This window comes from Enterobacter sp. P82, assembly GCF_037053385.1.
GTDB lineage: Bacteria > Pseudomonadota > Gammaproteobacteria > Enterobacterales > Enterobacteriaceae > Enterobacter.
Window position 1 is genome coordinate 855,231 of record NZ_JBALHX010000001.1, and the last position, 13,107, is coordinate 868,337.

General features: G+C 53.5%; 14 protein-coding genes and 1 pseudogene. 9 read left to right on the forward strand and 6 right to left on the reverse strand.

Annotated features, from left to right (window positions below; genetic code table 11):
- Positions 1 to 16 precede the first annotated feature (16 nt).
- The 3 genes and pseudogenes from WB237_RS23015 to WB237_RS03975 all read left to right on the forward strand — a co-directional run.
- Positions 17 to 109 (forward strand): annotated as a pseudogene (locus tag WB237_RS23015) (RHS repeat domain-containing protein); the annotation flags it as partial.
- A 60-nt stretch (positions 110 to 169) separates the two neighbouring features.
- On the forward strand, positions 170 to 688 hold the full coding sequence (locus tag WB237_RS03970) for a hypothetical protein (protein ID WP_336210529.1): 519 nt from the start codon (positions 170 to 172) through the stop codon (positions 686 to 688).
- Positions 689 to 1,081: 393 nt separating this feature from the next.
- Entirely contained in the window at positions 1,082 to 1,375 is a 294-nt protein-coding gene (locus WB237_RS03975) for a YciI family protein (RefSeq protein WP_336210531.1), read from the forward strand.
- Positions 1,376 to 1,429: 54 nt separating this feature from the next.
- Here WB237_RS03975 and ychF read toward each other — a convergent pair whose 3' ends face one another.
- Both ychF and pth read right to left on the reverse strand, forming a co-directional pair.
- Entirely contained in the window at positions 1,430 to 2,524 is a 1,095-nt protein-coding gene (ychF, locus tag WB237_RS03980; protein ID WP_010432886.1) for a redox-regulated ATPase YchF, read from the reverse strand.
- Between the two features lie 126 nt (positions 2,525 to 2,650).
- Positions 2,651 to 3,235 carry an aminoacyl-tRNA hydrolase gene (pth, locus tag WB237_RS03985; protein ID WP_023336005.1) on the reverse strand — a complete coding sequence of 195 codons (585 nt, stop codon included), beginning with the start codon at positions 3,233 to 3,235 and terminating at the stop codon, positions 2,651 to 2,653.
- Between the two features lie 274 nt (positions 3,236 to 3,509).
- Here pth and ychH point away from each other — a divergent pair, with 274 nt between their 5' ends.
- The gene (gene ychH / locus WB237_RS03990) at positions 3,510 to 3,785 is read left to right on the forward strand and encodes a stress-induced protein YchH (RefSeq protein ID WP_028018741.1); all 276 of its coding nucleotides are present in this window, start codon (positions 3,510 to 3,512) and stop codon (positions 3,783 to 3,785) included.
- 121 nt (positions 3,786 to 3,906) lie between these two features.
- On the forward strand, positions 3,907 to 4,965 hold the full coding sequence (locus tag WB237_RS03995) for a MerR family transcriptional regulator (RefSeq protein WP_336210541.1): 1,059 nt from the start codon (positions 3,907 to 3,909) through the stop codon (positions 4,963 to 4,965).
- Here the strand turns inward: WB237_RS03995 and dauA are convergent.
- The 4 genes from dauA to lolB all read right to left on the reverse strand — a co-directional run bounded on the left by dauA (position 4,951) and on the right by lolB (position 9,306).
- The gene (gene dauA / locus WB237_RS04000) at positions 4,951 to 6,630 is read right to left on the reverse strand and encodes a C4-dicarboxylic acid transporter DauA (protein ID WP_129995612.1); all 1,680 of its coding nucleotides are present in this window, start codon (positions 6,628 to 6,630) and stop codon (positions 4,951 to 4,953) included. The two genes, WB237_RS03995 and dauA, sit on opposite strands and share 15 nt — an antisense overlap.
- A gap of 125 nt (positions 6,631 to 6,755) precedes the next feature.
- A complete protein-coding gene (gene prs / locus WB237_RS04005) occupies positions 6,756 to 7,703 on the reverse strand; it encodes a ribose-phosphate diphosphokinase (RefSeq protein WP_003856663.1) in 948 nt (315 codons plus the stop codon).
- A gap of 125 nt (positions 7,704 to 7,828) precedes the next feature.
- On the reverse strand, positions 7,829 to 8,698 hold the full coding sequence (gene ispE, locus WB237_RS04010; protein ID WP_336210546.1) for a 4-(cytidine 5'-diphospho)-2-C-methyl-D-erythritol kinase: 870 nt from the start codon (positions 8,696 to 8,698) through the stop codon (positions 7,829 to 7,831).
- Positions 8,695 to 9,306, reverse strand: a complete 612-nt coding sequence (lolB, locus tag WB237_RS04015) for a lipoprotein insertase outer membrane protein LolB (protein WP_336210549.1) — start codon at positions 9,304 to 9,306, stop codon at positions 8,695 to 8,697. The genes ispE and lolB overlap by 4 nt, the downstream gene beginning before the upstream one ends.
- A gap of 201 nt (positions 9,307 to 9,507) precedes the next feature.
- Here lolB and hemA point away from each other — a divergent pair, with 201 nt between their 5' ends.
- Genes hemA through sirB2 form a run of 4 tightly spaced genes read left to right on the forward strand, consistent with a single transcriptional unit; the run spans position 9,508 to position 13,107 of the window.
- Entirely contained in the window at positions 9,508 to 10,764 is a 1,257-nt protein-coding gene (gene hemA / locus WB237_RS04020) for a glutamyl-tRNA reductase (protein WP_028018745.1), read from the forward strand.
- Positions 10,765 to 10,805: 41 nt separating this feature from the next.
- Positions 10,806 to 11,888, forward strand: coding sequence for a peptide chain release factor 1 (prfA, locus tag WB237_RS04025; RefSeq protein WP_114976993.1), 1,083 nt, complete (start codon positions 10,806 to 10,808; stop codon positions 11,886 to 11,888).
- On the forward strand, positions 11,888 to 12,715 hold the full coding sequence (prmC, locus tag WB237_RS04030) for a peptide chain release factor N(5)-glutamine methyltransferase (protein ID WP_336210553.1): 828 nt from the start codon (positions 11,888 to 11,890) through the stop codon (positions 12,713 to 12,715). Before prfA ends, prmC begins: the two co-directional genes overlap by 1 nt.
- Positions 12,715 to 13,107 (forward strand): invasion regulator SirB2, encoded by a 393-nt coding sequence (gene sirB2, locus WB237_RS04035; RefSeq protein ID WP_028018748.1) that lies wholly within the window; start codon positions 12,715 to 12,717, stop codon positions 13,105 to 13,107. Before prmC ends, sirB2 begins: the two co-directional genes overlap by 1 nt.

Below are 13,107 nucleotides of genomic sequence, written 5' to 3' on the forward strand. Positions count from 1 at the left end.
ATGTAATCTTTCCCACCGTCCCCAAGGGCTGCTGACCAGCCGCAGCGAGTACGACAGCCTTGGCCGATTGCATCGTCGCGTCTTTACCGGCAATGCGCAGAGCCCTTCACTTTATGGAGCTTGAAGAAGTAGCGATTCCAGGCTCGGGGAATGTAAATTAGGTTGCTATATGAATGTTAATAAAGATGATGAACTCCTTGTAATAGTAAAGAACGAAGGAAGATTTTTTTGGTTTGTTGCCTTTAAAGAAAAGTGGGTTTTGGACAGAGTTAAATGGGTAGACGCTTTTGTGAAAAGCGGGGTAGAAATAAACCTACAGGATATCCATAAGGAAAGATATGACATACCAGTAGTAAATGAAGAAAACGTACAGATATTCATTGATAACTTAATTAAAGATGGTTATTTATACGATAAGGATGATATAGCTGAGGCGTTTTACAATAGACTTTCAGAAAAAACAACCTGGTGGGATATATATGATCTAATGCCGGATTTATTTATAGACTTTGATAGTAAGCGACTATTTTCTGAATATGTTGAGAGTATGCATTATCACAAATATGTTTCTGATGGGTGGTTAGGTGAACTTGTTGATTTCTGCAGTGATGGATCGCTACCTCAAGATGAAATGTTCTGGATAAAAAATGAAACAGATTATAGAAGCGTTGTGATCGCTAAAGGGTAAAAATATACTTTCGGCATATCATTTTTAGACTATGCAATGTTCTATTCAACACGTTAATTATTCTTTATATTAAATGAACAAAAGCCGTTACCAGCCGTTTTGACAAACTTCAATGCACTGTGTTAAAAATATATTTCTCAGCACCTCCCCAAGGGACTTTTTTTATTGCTTAACACCCACTCTCCCAAGGGAAGTCGTCATTGTCAGTAACTGTGCGGTAAAAAACGGCTGGCATGATTGGTTTTTTCCTATGATTCTTAACGTGTTGTCCCAATCCGGACCCGCGTATTAAGATTAAAATACACATAAACGTTATACCAATACCGGGTGGCAAAAGAGGAGCTGCATAAGCAGTTCCAACAAGCGGTTTAAAGCAGAGCTAAGAGGCAAAGGATGAGTACGGTTTACATTGTCATACTGACCTATATCAAACCACTTGAAGAGGTTGACGCAGCGATACCTGCTCATGTTGAGTGGCTTAAAAAGGGGTACGAAGAAGGGATATTCCTGGCGTCCGGTAGACGGATCCCAAGAAACGGTGGGGTCATTCTCGCGAAATGTGAGAGCCTTGCCTCTCTTGAAGAGCGCTTACGCGAGGATCCTTTTCAGGTCTTAAAGCTTGCGACCTCGGAGATCATTCCTTTTGAACCCAGCATGAAAACAGAACTTTTAGATAGTGTGTTTTGACCCCGCAATAAAAAAATCCACGCCATGGCGTGGATTTTTTTCATTCAAAACAAATCAAACGTTAAACAAGAAGTTCATCACATCGCCATCTTTAACGATGTAATCTTTCCCTTCCGCACGCATCTTGCCTGCTTCTTTCGCGCCTTGCTCACCCTTGTAGGTGATGAAGTCTTCAAACGCGATAGTCTGCGCACGAATAAAGCCTTTCTCGAAGTCGGTGTGGATCTTACCGGCCGCCTGAGGCGCAGTCGCACCCACAGGGATCGTCCACGCACGCACTTCTTTCACGCCAGCGGTGAAGTAGGTCTGCAGGTTCAGCAGCTCATAGCCTGCGCGGATCACGCGGTTCAGGCCCGGCTCTTCCAGACCCAGCTCAGCCATAAACTCTTCACGGTCAGCGTCGTCCAGCTCGGCGATATCAGATTCAACCGCAGCGCAAACCGCCACAACCACAGAACCTTCAGCCGCTGCGATTTCACGCACTTTGTCGAGGTACGGGTTGTTCTCGAAACCGTCTTCGTTAACGTTGGCGATGTACATGGTTGGCTTCAGGGTCAGGAAGCTCAGGTATTTGATTGCCGCCTTGTCTTCTTCCGTCAGATTCTTCAGCGCACGCAGCATGCCCGCGTTCTCCAGCTGTGGCAGACATTTTTCCAGCGCAGCCAGTTCCGCTTTCGCATCCTTGTCGCCGCCTTTGGCTTTCTTCTGCACGCGGTGGATTGCGCGTTCGCAGGTGTCGAGATCAGAGAGCGCCAGCTCGGTGTTGATAACGTCGATGTCGTCAGCCGGATCCACTTTGTTGTTTACGTGGATAATGTTGTCGTTCTCGAAGCAGCGCACAACGTGGCCGATCGCTTCGGTTTCACGAATGTTGGTCAGGAACTGGTTACCCAGACCTTCACCTTTGGATGCGCCTTTTACCAGGCCCGCGATATCCACGAATTCCATGGTGGTTGGCAGAATGCGCTGCGGCTTCACGATTTCCGCGAGCTGGTCCAGACGCGGGTCCGGCATTGGTACAACACCGGTGTTAGGTTCAATGGTACAGAACGGGAAGTTCGCCGCTTCGATACCCGCTTTGGTAAGCGCGTTAAACAGGGTGGATTTGCCCACGTTTGGCAGACCGACGATACCGCATTTGAATCCCATTTCTAAATCACCTTAATATCTTGATAATCAATCCGTTAACGATAACCGATTGATGAAAAGTAAATAACTACGCCTATTATACACGTAACCCGCATGCCGCGCGGTAAAAAAGCCGGATCGGGCGGATTATTGCGCTTTGAAAGCGTGTAAGCGGTTTGTCGCTTTGGTTAACCCATCTTTCAGCCAGATTTCAGTACAGCGCGCCGCTTCGTCTACCGCCTCGTCAATCAGTTTCTGCTCAGAAACCGGGGGCTTACCGAGTACGAAACCGACAACTTTGTTTTTATCGCCCGGATGGCCGATTCCTACGCGCAAACGGTGGAAATTCGGGTTATTGCCCAGCTTGCTGATGATATCTTTTAGACCGTTGTGGCCGCCATGCCCGCCGCCTAGTTTGAATTTTGCCACACCAGGTGGGAGATCCAGCTCATCGTGAGCCACCAGAATTTCATCCGGATTGATACGATAAAATGTTGCCATTGCCGCCACGGCTTTACCGCTCAGGTTCATAAAGGTGGTTGGCACCAGCAGACGAACATCAGCGCCAGCAAGGTTGATACGTGAGGTATAGCCAAAGAATTTAGGTTCTTCACGCAGGGGAGCACGTAACCGCTCGGCCAGGAGATCGACGTACCATGCCCCGGCATTATGGCGTGTTGCCGCATACTCAGCGCCTGGGTTGGCGAGGCCGACAATCAGTTTAATCGTCACGATTCAATTCCTAATGGGTTCCAGATCTGGCGCGTAGTTTACTGTCTGGCGAGCCGCTTGACAAAATTCTGCGATCTTCACAGCGAAATACGAATAATTTCTTATTTGAACAATTAGAATTTCAAGCTGTTCAAAGTCTTATTTGTAAACTTTTGTTTGGACGTTATCGGTAATTGTGATCATTCACGCAACTCATAAAAGGGGCGTTGTCTATACTTTATACACAAGGATTAGGGGCTTTTCCCCTGACAACCCAAAGTTCCGGAGGTGACACATGAAACGCAAAAACGCTTCGTTATTCGGTAACGTGCTAATGGGGTTGGGACTGTTCGTGATGGTAGCCGGCGTGGGTTATTCAATTTTAAACCAACTGCCGCAGCTTGATCTCCCGCAATACTTCGCGCATGGCGCTATATTGAGCATCTTCATTGGTGCGGTATTGTGGCTGGCAGGGGCTCGCATGAGCGGTCGTGAGGAAGTGTGTGACAAATACTGGTGGGTGCGCCACTACGACAAACGCTGTCGTCGCGACCAGCATAAGCACAGTTAGTGCGACGATAAAGAATACCGAAACGGCTCCCTGGGGAGTCGTTTTTTTTTGCATCAAGGGTTGACCCTCACGTAACGTAAGGCTCCAGAGTGGCACTACTGGCAAAGAAAAAGGAGCAGTTATGTTGATTCAGGTGGGTGAGCTGGCGAAACGTGCCGGGATCACCGTGCGGACTTTGCACCACTATGAGCAAACAGGGTTGTTGCTACCTTCTGCCAGAAGCGCGGCAGGTTACCGGCTTTACAACCTGGCGGATGTCCAGCGTCTGCATATGATCCAGGCGCTGGCAAAAGCGGGGCTGGAACTTGCTGAAATCAGGGATTTCCTGGAACAGGAGTCGCTGTCGTTAACCGAGCTACTCGATGCGCAAATCATGCTGCTGGATAAACAGCTGCGCAGTATACATACGCTGCGCGACCGGCTGGTGGAGCTGCGAACCGGGCTTCTCGACGATGCGACACCGGATCTGGAATCCTGGCTACAGACTCTGGAGTTAATGAATATGTACGATCGCTGGTTTAGCAAAGAAGAGTTACAGCAACTGCCGTTTGCGGTGCAGAAGGATGCGCTGGCGGCTATCTGGTCAGGGCTGGTTAAAGAGGCCAACACGCTACTGGAGCACCATATACCCGCTACGGATGCGCGGGCGATGGATCTGGCGACGCGCTGGATGGAACGCCTGGAGCAGGACACGGCGGGAAAGCCGGAGTTTCTCACCCGGCTGAACGAGATGCACAGCGTTGAACCGCAGATGCAGGCGCAGACCGGCATCACGCCGGAAATGACGGATTACATCACGCTTGCTTTTGCTGAATCTAAGCTCAGCATATGGGAGAAGTATCTTTCTGCCGAAGAGATGGCCTTTACCCGTGCACACTACTTTGACCGCATGATGGAGTGGCCGCCGCTGGTGGCGAAACTGCATCAGGCGCTGCGGGAAAATATCGATCCTGCCACGGAGGAAGCGCAAAAGCTGGCTGAAAACTGGCTGGCATTGTTCCAGTCTTACGCGGGCACCAACCCGGAGACCCAGCAAAAGTTTCGCACTGCCATGCAGCAGGAACCGCATATCATGAAAGGAACATGGATGACGCCTGCTGTGCTTGAATGGCTCCAGCAGGCGATTGGAGTGATGATGCAGAGGCGTTACTCTGCATCAGGCCACTCACAGATCCGCTAATGCGGCTTCACGGTTAGGGTAGAAGGAGAGTCGGCCAGGGATTGGCTGCACGCCCGCGCGCGCCATAGTGCGCAGGGGCTGGAATTCCAGGTTACTCACGCGCAGTTCACAGCCTTCCGGGAGACGTTTCACAAAGCGCTGGAAGGCATCCAGGCCACCGGCATCCAGCACCGGGACGGCATCCCATTTCAGCACCACAATCCGTTTCCCCGCAATGCGGGACTCGAGATCGCTGAACAGCCCCTCTGCGGCGGCAAAGAACAGCGGACCAATCACACGCAAAACCAGCACATCGTCAGGCACTTCGACGTTCACCGGGGAAAGACGCGTCATCTGCGCAATACGACGCATAAACAGCAGGGAAGCCAGCACAATCCCGACGCTGATGGCGATGACCATATCAAACAGCACGGTCAGCGACATACAAAGCAGCATCACGATAATGTCGTCTTTCGGCGCGCGACGGAGCAGGTTCACCACCTTATGCGCCTCACTCATGTTCCAGGCTACCATCAGCAGCAGAGCAGCCATGGCTGAAAGCGGTAGCCAGGAGAGCAGCGGAGCAAGGATAAGCAGGGCGAGGATCACCAGCACGGAGTGGATCACTGCCGAAATAGGGGATGTTGCCCCGGCACGCACGTTTGCCGCAGAGCGTGCGATGGCTGCCGTTGCAGTGATGCCGCCAAAGAACGGTGCGATAAGGTTACCCAGACCCTGACCAACCAGCTCGCTGTTAGCTTTATGCTTCGTTCCCGTCATGCCGTCCAGTACCACAGCACAGAGCAGAGATTCAATCGCCCCGAGCATTGCCATAGAGAAGGCCGCAGGAAGCAGGGCGCGCAGGGAATCCCAGCTTAGCGTGAAGCTGGAACCGGGCATATCCCACGGCAACACCAGCTGCGGTAACAGCTGCGGAATACCGCTCCCCTGTGAACCATCAGCCAGAATATAGTGGAACTGCGAGCCGATAGTCGCGACATGGCCACCGAACATATTGACGATAGCCATCACCGCGCAGCCCAACAGCAGCGCGGGCAGATGGCCCGGGAGACGAATGCCCAGACGAGGCCAGATAATCAGCGTCCCCAGCGTCACAATCCCGATGGCGGCGTCGCCCAGGTTGGCGGTCGGCAGCGCCATAAACAGCGCCCCCACTTTTTGCAGGTAGTGCTCCGGTACGTGGGGCATCTGCAGACCCAGGAAGTCCTTGATCTGCATGGTCCCGATGGTGATACCAATCCCGGAGGTGAACCCCAGCGTCACGGAGAGGGGTATGTATTCAATCAACCTGCCAAAACGGGCCAGACCAAACAAAATCAAAAAGACGCCGGACATCAGGGTGGCAACCAGCAGGCCTGCCAGGCCAAACTGCTGGGAAACCGGGTAGAGGATCACCACAAAGGCAGCAGTCGGGCCAGAGACGCTAAAGCGTGAACCGCCGGTCAGGGCAATGACGATCCCGGCAACGGCCGAGGTATAAAGGCCATACTGCGGTGCAACGCCGCTGCCAATCGCCAGCGCCATTGCCAACGGAATGGCGATAATGCCGACGGTGATCCCGGCTATCAGGTCACGTAGAAAGCGTGACGAGGTGTATTTCTCTTTCCAGCAAGCGTCGATGAGGGCGCGAAAGGGCAGAACATGTGAGGAGGTTACGTTTTTCACAATTATCTATCTTCCAGATGCGCATCATCTGTCATGTGAATGGCAGGTGAAGGAGGCATTGATCATACAAATAAATATTAAAGACAAAAAAACCCGCCGCAGCGGGTTTTTTTGGCCGTGCTCGATTAGTGTTCGAACATAGCTGAGATGGATTCTTCGTTGCTGATACGACGAATCGCTTCGGCCAGCATCCCGGACAGGGTCAAAGTACGCACGTTTGGCAGCGCTTTGATTTCGTCACTCAGTGGAATGGTATCGCACACCACAACTTCGTCAATGACAGAGTTACGGAGGTTGTTTACCGCGTTACCGGAGAAGATCGGGTGAGTTGCGTAAGCGAATACGCGCTTGGCACCACGTTCTTTCAGTGCTTCAGCTGCTTTACACAGCGTACCGCCGGTATCGATCATGTCGTCAACCAGCACGCAGTCACGGCCAGCTACGTCACCGATGATATGCATCACCTGAGAAACGTTAGCGCGCGGACGACGTTTGTCGATGATCGCCATATCGGTATCGTTCAGCAGCTTCGCGATAGCACGAGCACGTACCACGCCGCCGATGTCCGGAGAAACCACAATTGGGTTGTCCAGGTTCAGCTGCAGCATGTCTTCCAGCAGAATTGGGCTACCGAATACGTTATCAACCGGGACGTCGAAGAAGCCCTGGATCTGCTCTGCGTGCAGGTCAACGGTCAGTACGCGGTCAACGCCGACGCTGGACAGGAAGTCAGCAACAACTTTGGCGGTGATAGGTACACGTGCAGAACGAACACGACGGTCCTGACGGGCATAGCCGAAGTAAGGGATTACAGCAGTGATACGGCCTGCTGAAGCACGACGCAGCGCGTCGACCATAACAACCAGTTCCATCAGGTTGTCATTTGTTGGAGCACAGGTGGACTGGATGATGAAAATATCACCACCGCGTACATTTTCGTTAATTTGTACGCTGACTTCGCCGTCGCTAAAGCGACCTACGGCGGCGTCGCCGAGGGAAGTGTACAGGCGGTTGGCAATACGTTGTGCTAGTTCCGGGGTGGCGTTACCAGCAAAAAGCTTCATATCAGGCACGAGAAGAACCTCAGGCATGCGTCCAGTGGTGGATAGCGTTCGCCGCAAACTGTGCGGGCCAGGCGAATACTACCCAGGCGGTGTATTAAAGAGCGCGATGCAACGTCTGGAACAGGGTGACGTTGTCACCGAAACTCAGTCTGCGCCAGAATGGCCTGCTGTAGGGGAGACGTGTTCATCCCACGCGCTACAAAACCATGCAGCCAAACCGGCGCTTGCTCAAGCACCTGACGAGCGGCGGATTCGGTGTCAAATTCAGCAAAGACACAGGCCCCTGTACCAGTCAGGCGCGACGGCGCGTATTCTAACAGCCAGGAAAGCACCGCATCAACCTCGCGAAAACGTTTTCTTGCGATATCCTCGCAATCGTTGCTGAATTCACAATTTAATAACGTTTCTATTGACCGAACCGGAGTATCTCTTTTCAGGTCAGGATCTTTAAAGATGACCGGGGTCGGAATGCTCACGCCGGGGTGGGCAACGAGATACCATTTTTCTGGCGGCTCGACCGGAGAGAGGATCTCACCTACGCCTTCGGCAAATGCTGCATGACCACGAATAAACACCGGTACATCCGCGCCCAGGGTCAATCCTAAGGCTGCCAGTTCGTCCGTTGACAGCCCACAACCCCAGAGATGGTTCAGAGCAACCAGCACGGTTGCGGCATTGGATGAGCCCCCACCGAGACCGCCACCCATTGGCAGACGTTTCTCAATGCGGATATCTGCGCCGCTTCCTGCCGGTAGTCGTCCGGAATCAGCAGCCGCTTTCATCAGCAAACGCGCAGCGCGGACAATCAGGTTGTCCTCATGCGCCACACCTTCGACAGGCGTCAGCAGGCAAACCTGCCCGTCCTGACGCAGCTCAATCGAGATCGTGTCACCATAATCAACAAACTGAAATAGCGTCTGCAGGGTGTGATAGCCATCAGCACGCTGGCCGGTAATGTATAAAAACAGGTTCAGTTTTGCCGGAGAGGGCCAGTGGGTCATCATTTAACGATCCAGTTGTCCATTTTCAGCTTGATACGTTGGCTGCCCTGAGTCAGTTCCATATTCGATGGCAGCGAAGGTTTACTGTTGCTGTCATAGGCGTTGTACACCACTTTCCAGGTTTTGCCGTTCTGCGCGTAGTTCACCTGGCTCAGACGGTACTGATCGTCAAGCTGGTAGTCGGTGGCATCCCCCGGCAGGCCAAGGATCCACTGGCGCAGGCTATTGAGCGGGATAGGCATCCCCGTCAGCTTACCAATCATCTCTTCGGCATCGGTCGCGGTGTAGTGCTGGCCTTTGTTATCGGTGATCTGGGCTTCACCTGGTTTCGCGATAAGCTCCAGTTCGGTGCTGCCCAGCGGGTTCAGCAGCAGCAGACGGTAGTTGTCCGGACCTGTTTGCTGCCAGAAGAAACGTGCATAAACCTTTTGTTCGTCAGAGAGATACGCGAAAGCGCCGCGAGTCTGGTACTGGCTCAAATTACGGACGTCCTGCTGGTGTTGACGCCACTGCGGAGAATCAGGGCTTTTGCCCGGGCCTTTTGGTTGGGTGACAGTACAGGCGGTCAGAACCAGTGCGGCCAGCGGCAGCAGGCGAATCAGTCGGGTCATAATGAGGACAAATCCTTGAGATACGTTGCAGTTATAACTGTTAATGCTAGCGTTGAAGGGCCCCACCGTCTACGTTCAAATTATCTCAAAGCGCGATGTAACCTATTACTCCGAAAGGGTGCAGTCTCTTTTATTGATCTCGCGCATCCTGTATGATGCGTTCTGCTAACCTTATTAACGCTGGTACTACTCCCGCTCAACATGACCTTATTAGCACTCGGCATTAATCACAAAACAGCCCCGGTTTCGCTGCGAGAACGCGTAACGTTTTCGCCAGACACGCTTGACCTGGCGCTGGACAGCTTGCTTGCACAACCTATGGTGCAGGGTGGCGTGGTGCTCTCGACGTGCAACCGTACCGAGCTTTATTTGAGTGTGGAAGAGCAGGATAACCTGCACGAGGCGCTGATCCGCTGGTTATGCGACTACCACAATCTCAACGAAGACGAACTGCGCAATAGCCTTTACTGGCATCAGGACAATGATGCCGTCAGCCATCTGATGCGCGTGGCCAGCGGGCTGGATTCGCTGGTTCTCGGCGAGCCGCAAATTCTGGGGCAGGTGAAAAAAGCGTTTGCGGATTCGCAAAAAGGGCATCTGAAGGCCAGTGAACTGGAACGTATGTTCCAGAAGTCATTCTCTGTGGCTAAGCGTGTGCGAACCGAAACCGACATTGGTGCCAGTGCGGTTTCTGTTGCTTTCGCGGCCTGCACCCTTGCACGCCAAATCTTTGAATCCCTGTCGACCGTTACCGTGATGCTGGTGGGTGCGGGCGAAACCATCGAACTTGTCGCGCGCCATCTGCGCGAACATAAAGTGAAAAAGATGATTATCGCCAACCGTACCCGCGAACGTGCTCAGGTGCTGGCGGACGAAGTGGGCGCAGAGGTGGTGGCGTTAAGCGACATTGATGAACGCCTGAAAGAGGCGGACATTATTATCAGCTCTACCGCCAGCCCACTGCCGATCATCGGTAAAGGGATGGTGGAGCGTGCGCTGAAATCCCGTCGTAATCAGCCGATGCTGCTGGTGGATATCGCCGTCCCGCGCGATGTTGAGCCAGAAGTCGGTAAACTGGCTAACGCCTATCTTTACAGCGTGGATGACCTGCAAAGTATAATTTCGCACAACCTTGCCCAACGTAAAGCGGCGGCAGTGCAGGCGGAAACCATTGTTGAGCAGGAAACCAGTGAGTTTATGGCCTGGCTGCGCGCGCAAAGCGTCAGCGAGACCATCCGCGAGTACCGCGGGCAGGCGGAGCAGGTGCGTGATGACCTGACAGCCAAAGCGTTAGCGGCCCTGGAACAGGGCGGCGACGCACACGCTATTATGCAGGATCTGGCATGGAAACTGACCAATCGCTTGATCCATGCCCCAACCAAATCTCTTCAGCAGGCTGCCCGTGACGGGGATGATGAACGCCTGACTATTCTGCGCAACAGCCTCGGGCTGGAATAGCGCCCTATACCCATTTTCTAAGACAAGGTGCACTTACGCCTATGAAGCCTTCTATCGTCGCTAAACTGGAAGCTCTGCACGAGCGCCATGAGGAAGTACAGGCGCTGCTCGGTGATGCCGGGACCATTGCGGACCAGGAACGTTTTCGCGCGCTCTCCCGTGAATACGCGCAGTTAAGTGATGTTTCTAAATGCTTTACTGACTGGCGACAGGTTCAGGAAGATATTGAAACTGCACAGATGATGCTTGATGACCCTGAAATGCGCGAAATGGCGCAGGAAGAGTTGCAGGATGCAAAAGCGCGTTCAGAAGAGATGGAACAGCAGCTCCAGGTGCTGCTGCTGCCGAAAGATCCGGACGATGAACGTAACGCGTTTGTGGAAGTCCGCGCCGGTACTGGTGGTGATGAAGCGGCCCTGTTTGCCGGGGATCTGTTCCGCATGTACAGCCGCTACGCCGAATCGCGCCGCTGGCGTGTGGAGATCATGAGCGCCAACGAAGGTGAGCATGGTGGCTTTAAAGAAGTGATCGCGAAGATCAGCGGCGACGGTGTATATGGCCGTCTCAAGTTTGAATCTGGCGGTCATCGTGTACAGCGCGTACCTGCCACCGAATCGCAGGGGCGTATTCATACGTCAGCCTGTACTGTTGCGGTCATGCCGGAACTGCCGGAAGCGGAACTGCCGGACATCAACCCGGCCGATCTGCGTATCGACACCTTCCGTTCCTCCGGAGCGGGTGGTCAGCACGTTAACACCACCGACTCCGCTATCCGTATTACCCACCTGCCAACCGGTATTGTCGTTGAATGTCAGGACGAACGTTCGCAGCATAAAAACAAAGCCAAAGCGCTTTCCGTGCTCGGTGCGCGTATCCACGCGGCAGAAATGGCAAAACGCCAGCAGGCAGAAGCGTCTACCCGCCGTAACCTGCTGGGCAGCGGCGACCGCAGCGACCGTAACCGCACCTACAACTTCCCGCAGGGGCGCGTGACCGACCACCGCATCAACGTGACGCTTTACCGTCTGGACGAAGTGATGGAAGGTAAACTGGATATGCTGATTGAGCCTATTGTGCAGGAATACCAGGCCGATCAGCTGGCGGCGCTGTCCGAGCAGGAATAATGGATTTCCAGAGCTGGTTACGCCAGGCCATTGGAGAGCTTGCAGAAAGTGAGAGTCCTAAACGCGACGCCGAAATCTTGCTTGAGCATGTGACGGGGAAGCCGCGCACATATCTGCTGGCTTTCGGGGATACACAGCTGGCTTCTGAGCAGGAAGCGCAACTCTCTTTACTGCTTGCCCGTCGCAAGACTGGTGAGCCGGTGGCACATCTGGTTGGAGAGCGTGAATTCTGGTCGTTGCCTTTGTACGTCTCGGCTGCGACCCTGATCCCACGCCCGGACACCGAGTGTCTGGTCGAGCAGGCGCTGGCGCGTTTACCGGCTAGCGCCAGTCGAATCCTCGATCTAGGCACTGGCACGGGCGCTATTGCACTGGCGATTGCCAGTGAACGACCGGACTGTGATGTGACGGCAGTGGATGTGATGCCGGACGCGGTAGCGCTGGCACAGCGTAACGTGGACAGGCTCGGCCTGAATAACGTCACCGTACTGCACAGCAGCTGGTTTAGAGCGCTGGAAAATCACACGTTTGGGATGATTGTCAGCAACCCTCCTTACATTGACGAACATGATCCGCATCTTGCGCAGGGAGATGTCCGTTTCGAGCCGCTGACGGCCCTGGTCGCGGCTAACGAGGGACTGGCCGATCTTGAACACATTGTGACAACGTCACGGCAACATTTAGTTCGCGGCGGCTGGCTGCTGGTGGAGCACGGCTGGACGCAGGGAGAAGCCGTGCGGGCGCTGTTTACGCAAGCAGGCTACACCGCAGTGGAAACCTGCCGCGACTACGGCGGCAACGAACGTCTGACGCTGGGGCAGTGGTGATGAGCCTGTTTACTGTGCTTATTTCCGCTCACCTGATTTCCGTTGCGCTGACCATCGGTTTTTTCATCGTGCGCTATTGGTGGCGTTACAGCAACAATCCGCTGATGGATGCCCGCTGGGTGCGTGTCGCACCGCACTGTATCGATACGGTACTGTTCCTGACTGGCGCCGGACTCATGTGGAAGACCGGCTATCTGCCATTTACTGATAAAGGCGCATGGCTGACTGAAAAGCTGTTTGGCGTTATCATCTACATCGTTTTGGGTTTTATCGCGCTTGGGCGTCGTCGTCCGCGCAGCCAGCAGGTGGGATTTATTGCCTTTCTGCTGGGTCTGGTGGTGCTGTACATCATCATTAAACTCGCCACCACAAGAATACCGTTACTGGGGTAA

What these genes read in the sequence shown, in the direction of transcription:
- WB237_RS03970 (WP_336210529.1), top strand. Translation starts at nt 170, where the DNA reads ATGAATGTTAATAAAGATGATGAACTCCTTGTAATAGTAAAGAACGAA.
- WB237_RS03975 (WP_336210531.1), top strand. Translation starts at nt 1,082, where the DNA reads ATGAGTACGGTTTACATTGTCATACTGACCTATATCAAACCACTTGAA.
- ychF (WP_010432886.1), bottom strand. Translation starts at nt 2,524, where the DNA reads ATGGGATTCAAATGCGGTATCGTCGGTCTGCCAAACGTGGGCAAATCC.
- ychH (WP_028018741.1), top strand. Translation starts at nt 3,510, where the DNA reads ATGAAACGCAAAAACGCTTCGTTATTCGGTAACGTGCTAATGGGGTTG.
- WB237_RS03995 (WP_336210541.1), top strand. Translation starts at nt 3,907, where the DNA reads ATGTTGATTCAGGTGGGTGAGCTGGCGAAACGTGCCGGGATCACCGTG.
- ispE (WP_336210546.1), bottom strand. Translation starts at nt 8,698, where the DNA reads ATGATGACCCACTGGCCCTCTCCGGCAAAACTGAACCTGTTTTTATAC.
- lolB (WP_336210549.1), bottom strand. Translation starts at nt 9,306, where the DNA reads ATGACCCGACTGATTCGCCTGCTGCCGCTGGCCGCACTGGTTCTGACC.
- hemA (WP_028018745.1), top strand. Translation starts at nt 9,508, where the DNA reads ATGACCTTATTAGCACTCGGCATTAATCACAAAACAGCCCCGGTTTCG.
- prfA (WP_114976993.1), top strand. Translation starts at nt 10,806, where the DNA reads ATGAAGCCTTCTATCGTCGCTAAACTGGAAGCTCTGCACGAGCGCCAT.
- prmC (WP_336210553.1), top strand. Translation starts at nt 11,888, where the DNA reads ATGGATTTCCAGAGCTGGTTACGCCAGGCCATTGGAGAGCTTGCAGAA.
- sirB2 (WP_028018748.1), top strand. Translation starts at nt 12,715, where the DNA reads ATGAGCCTGTTTACTGTGCTTATTTCCGCTCACCTGATTTCCGTTGCG.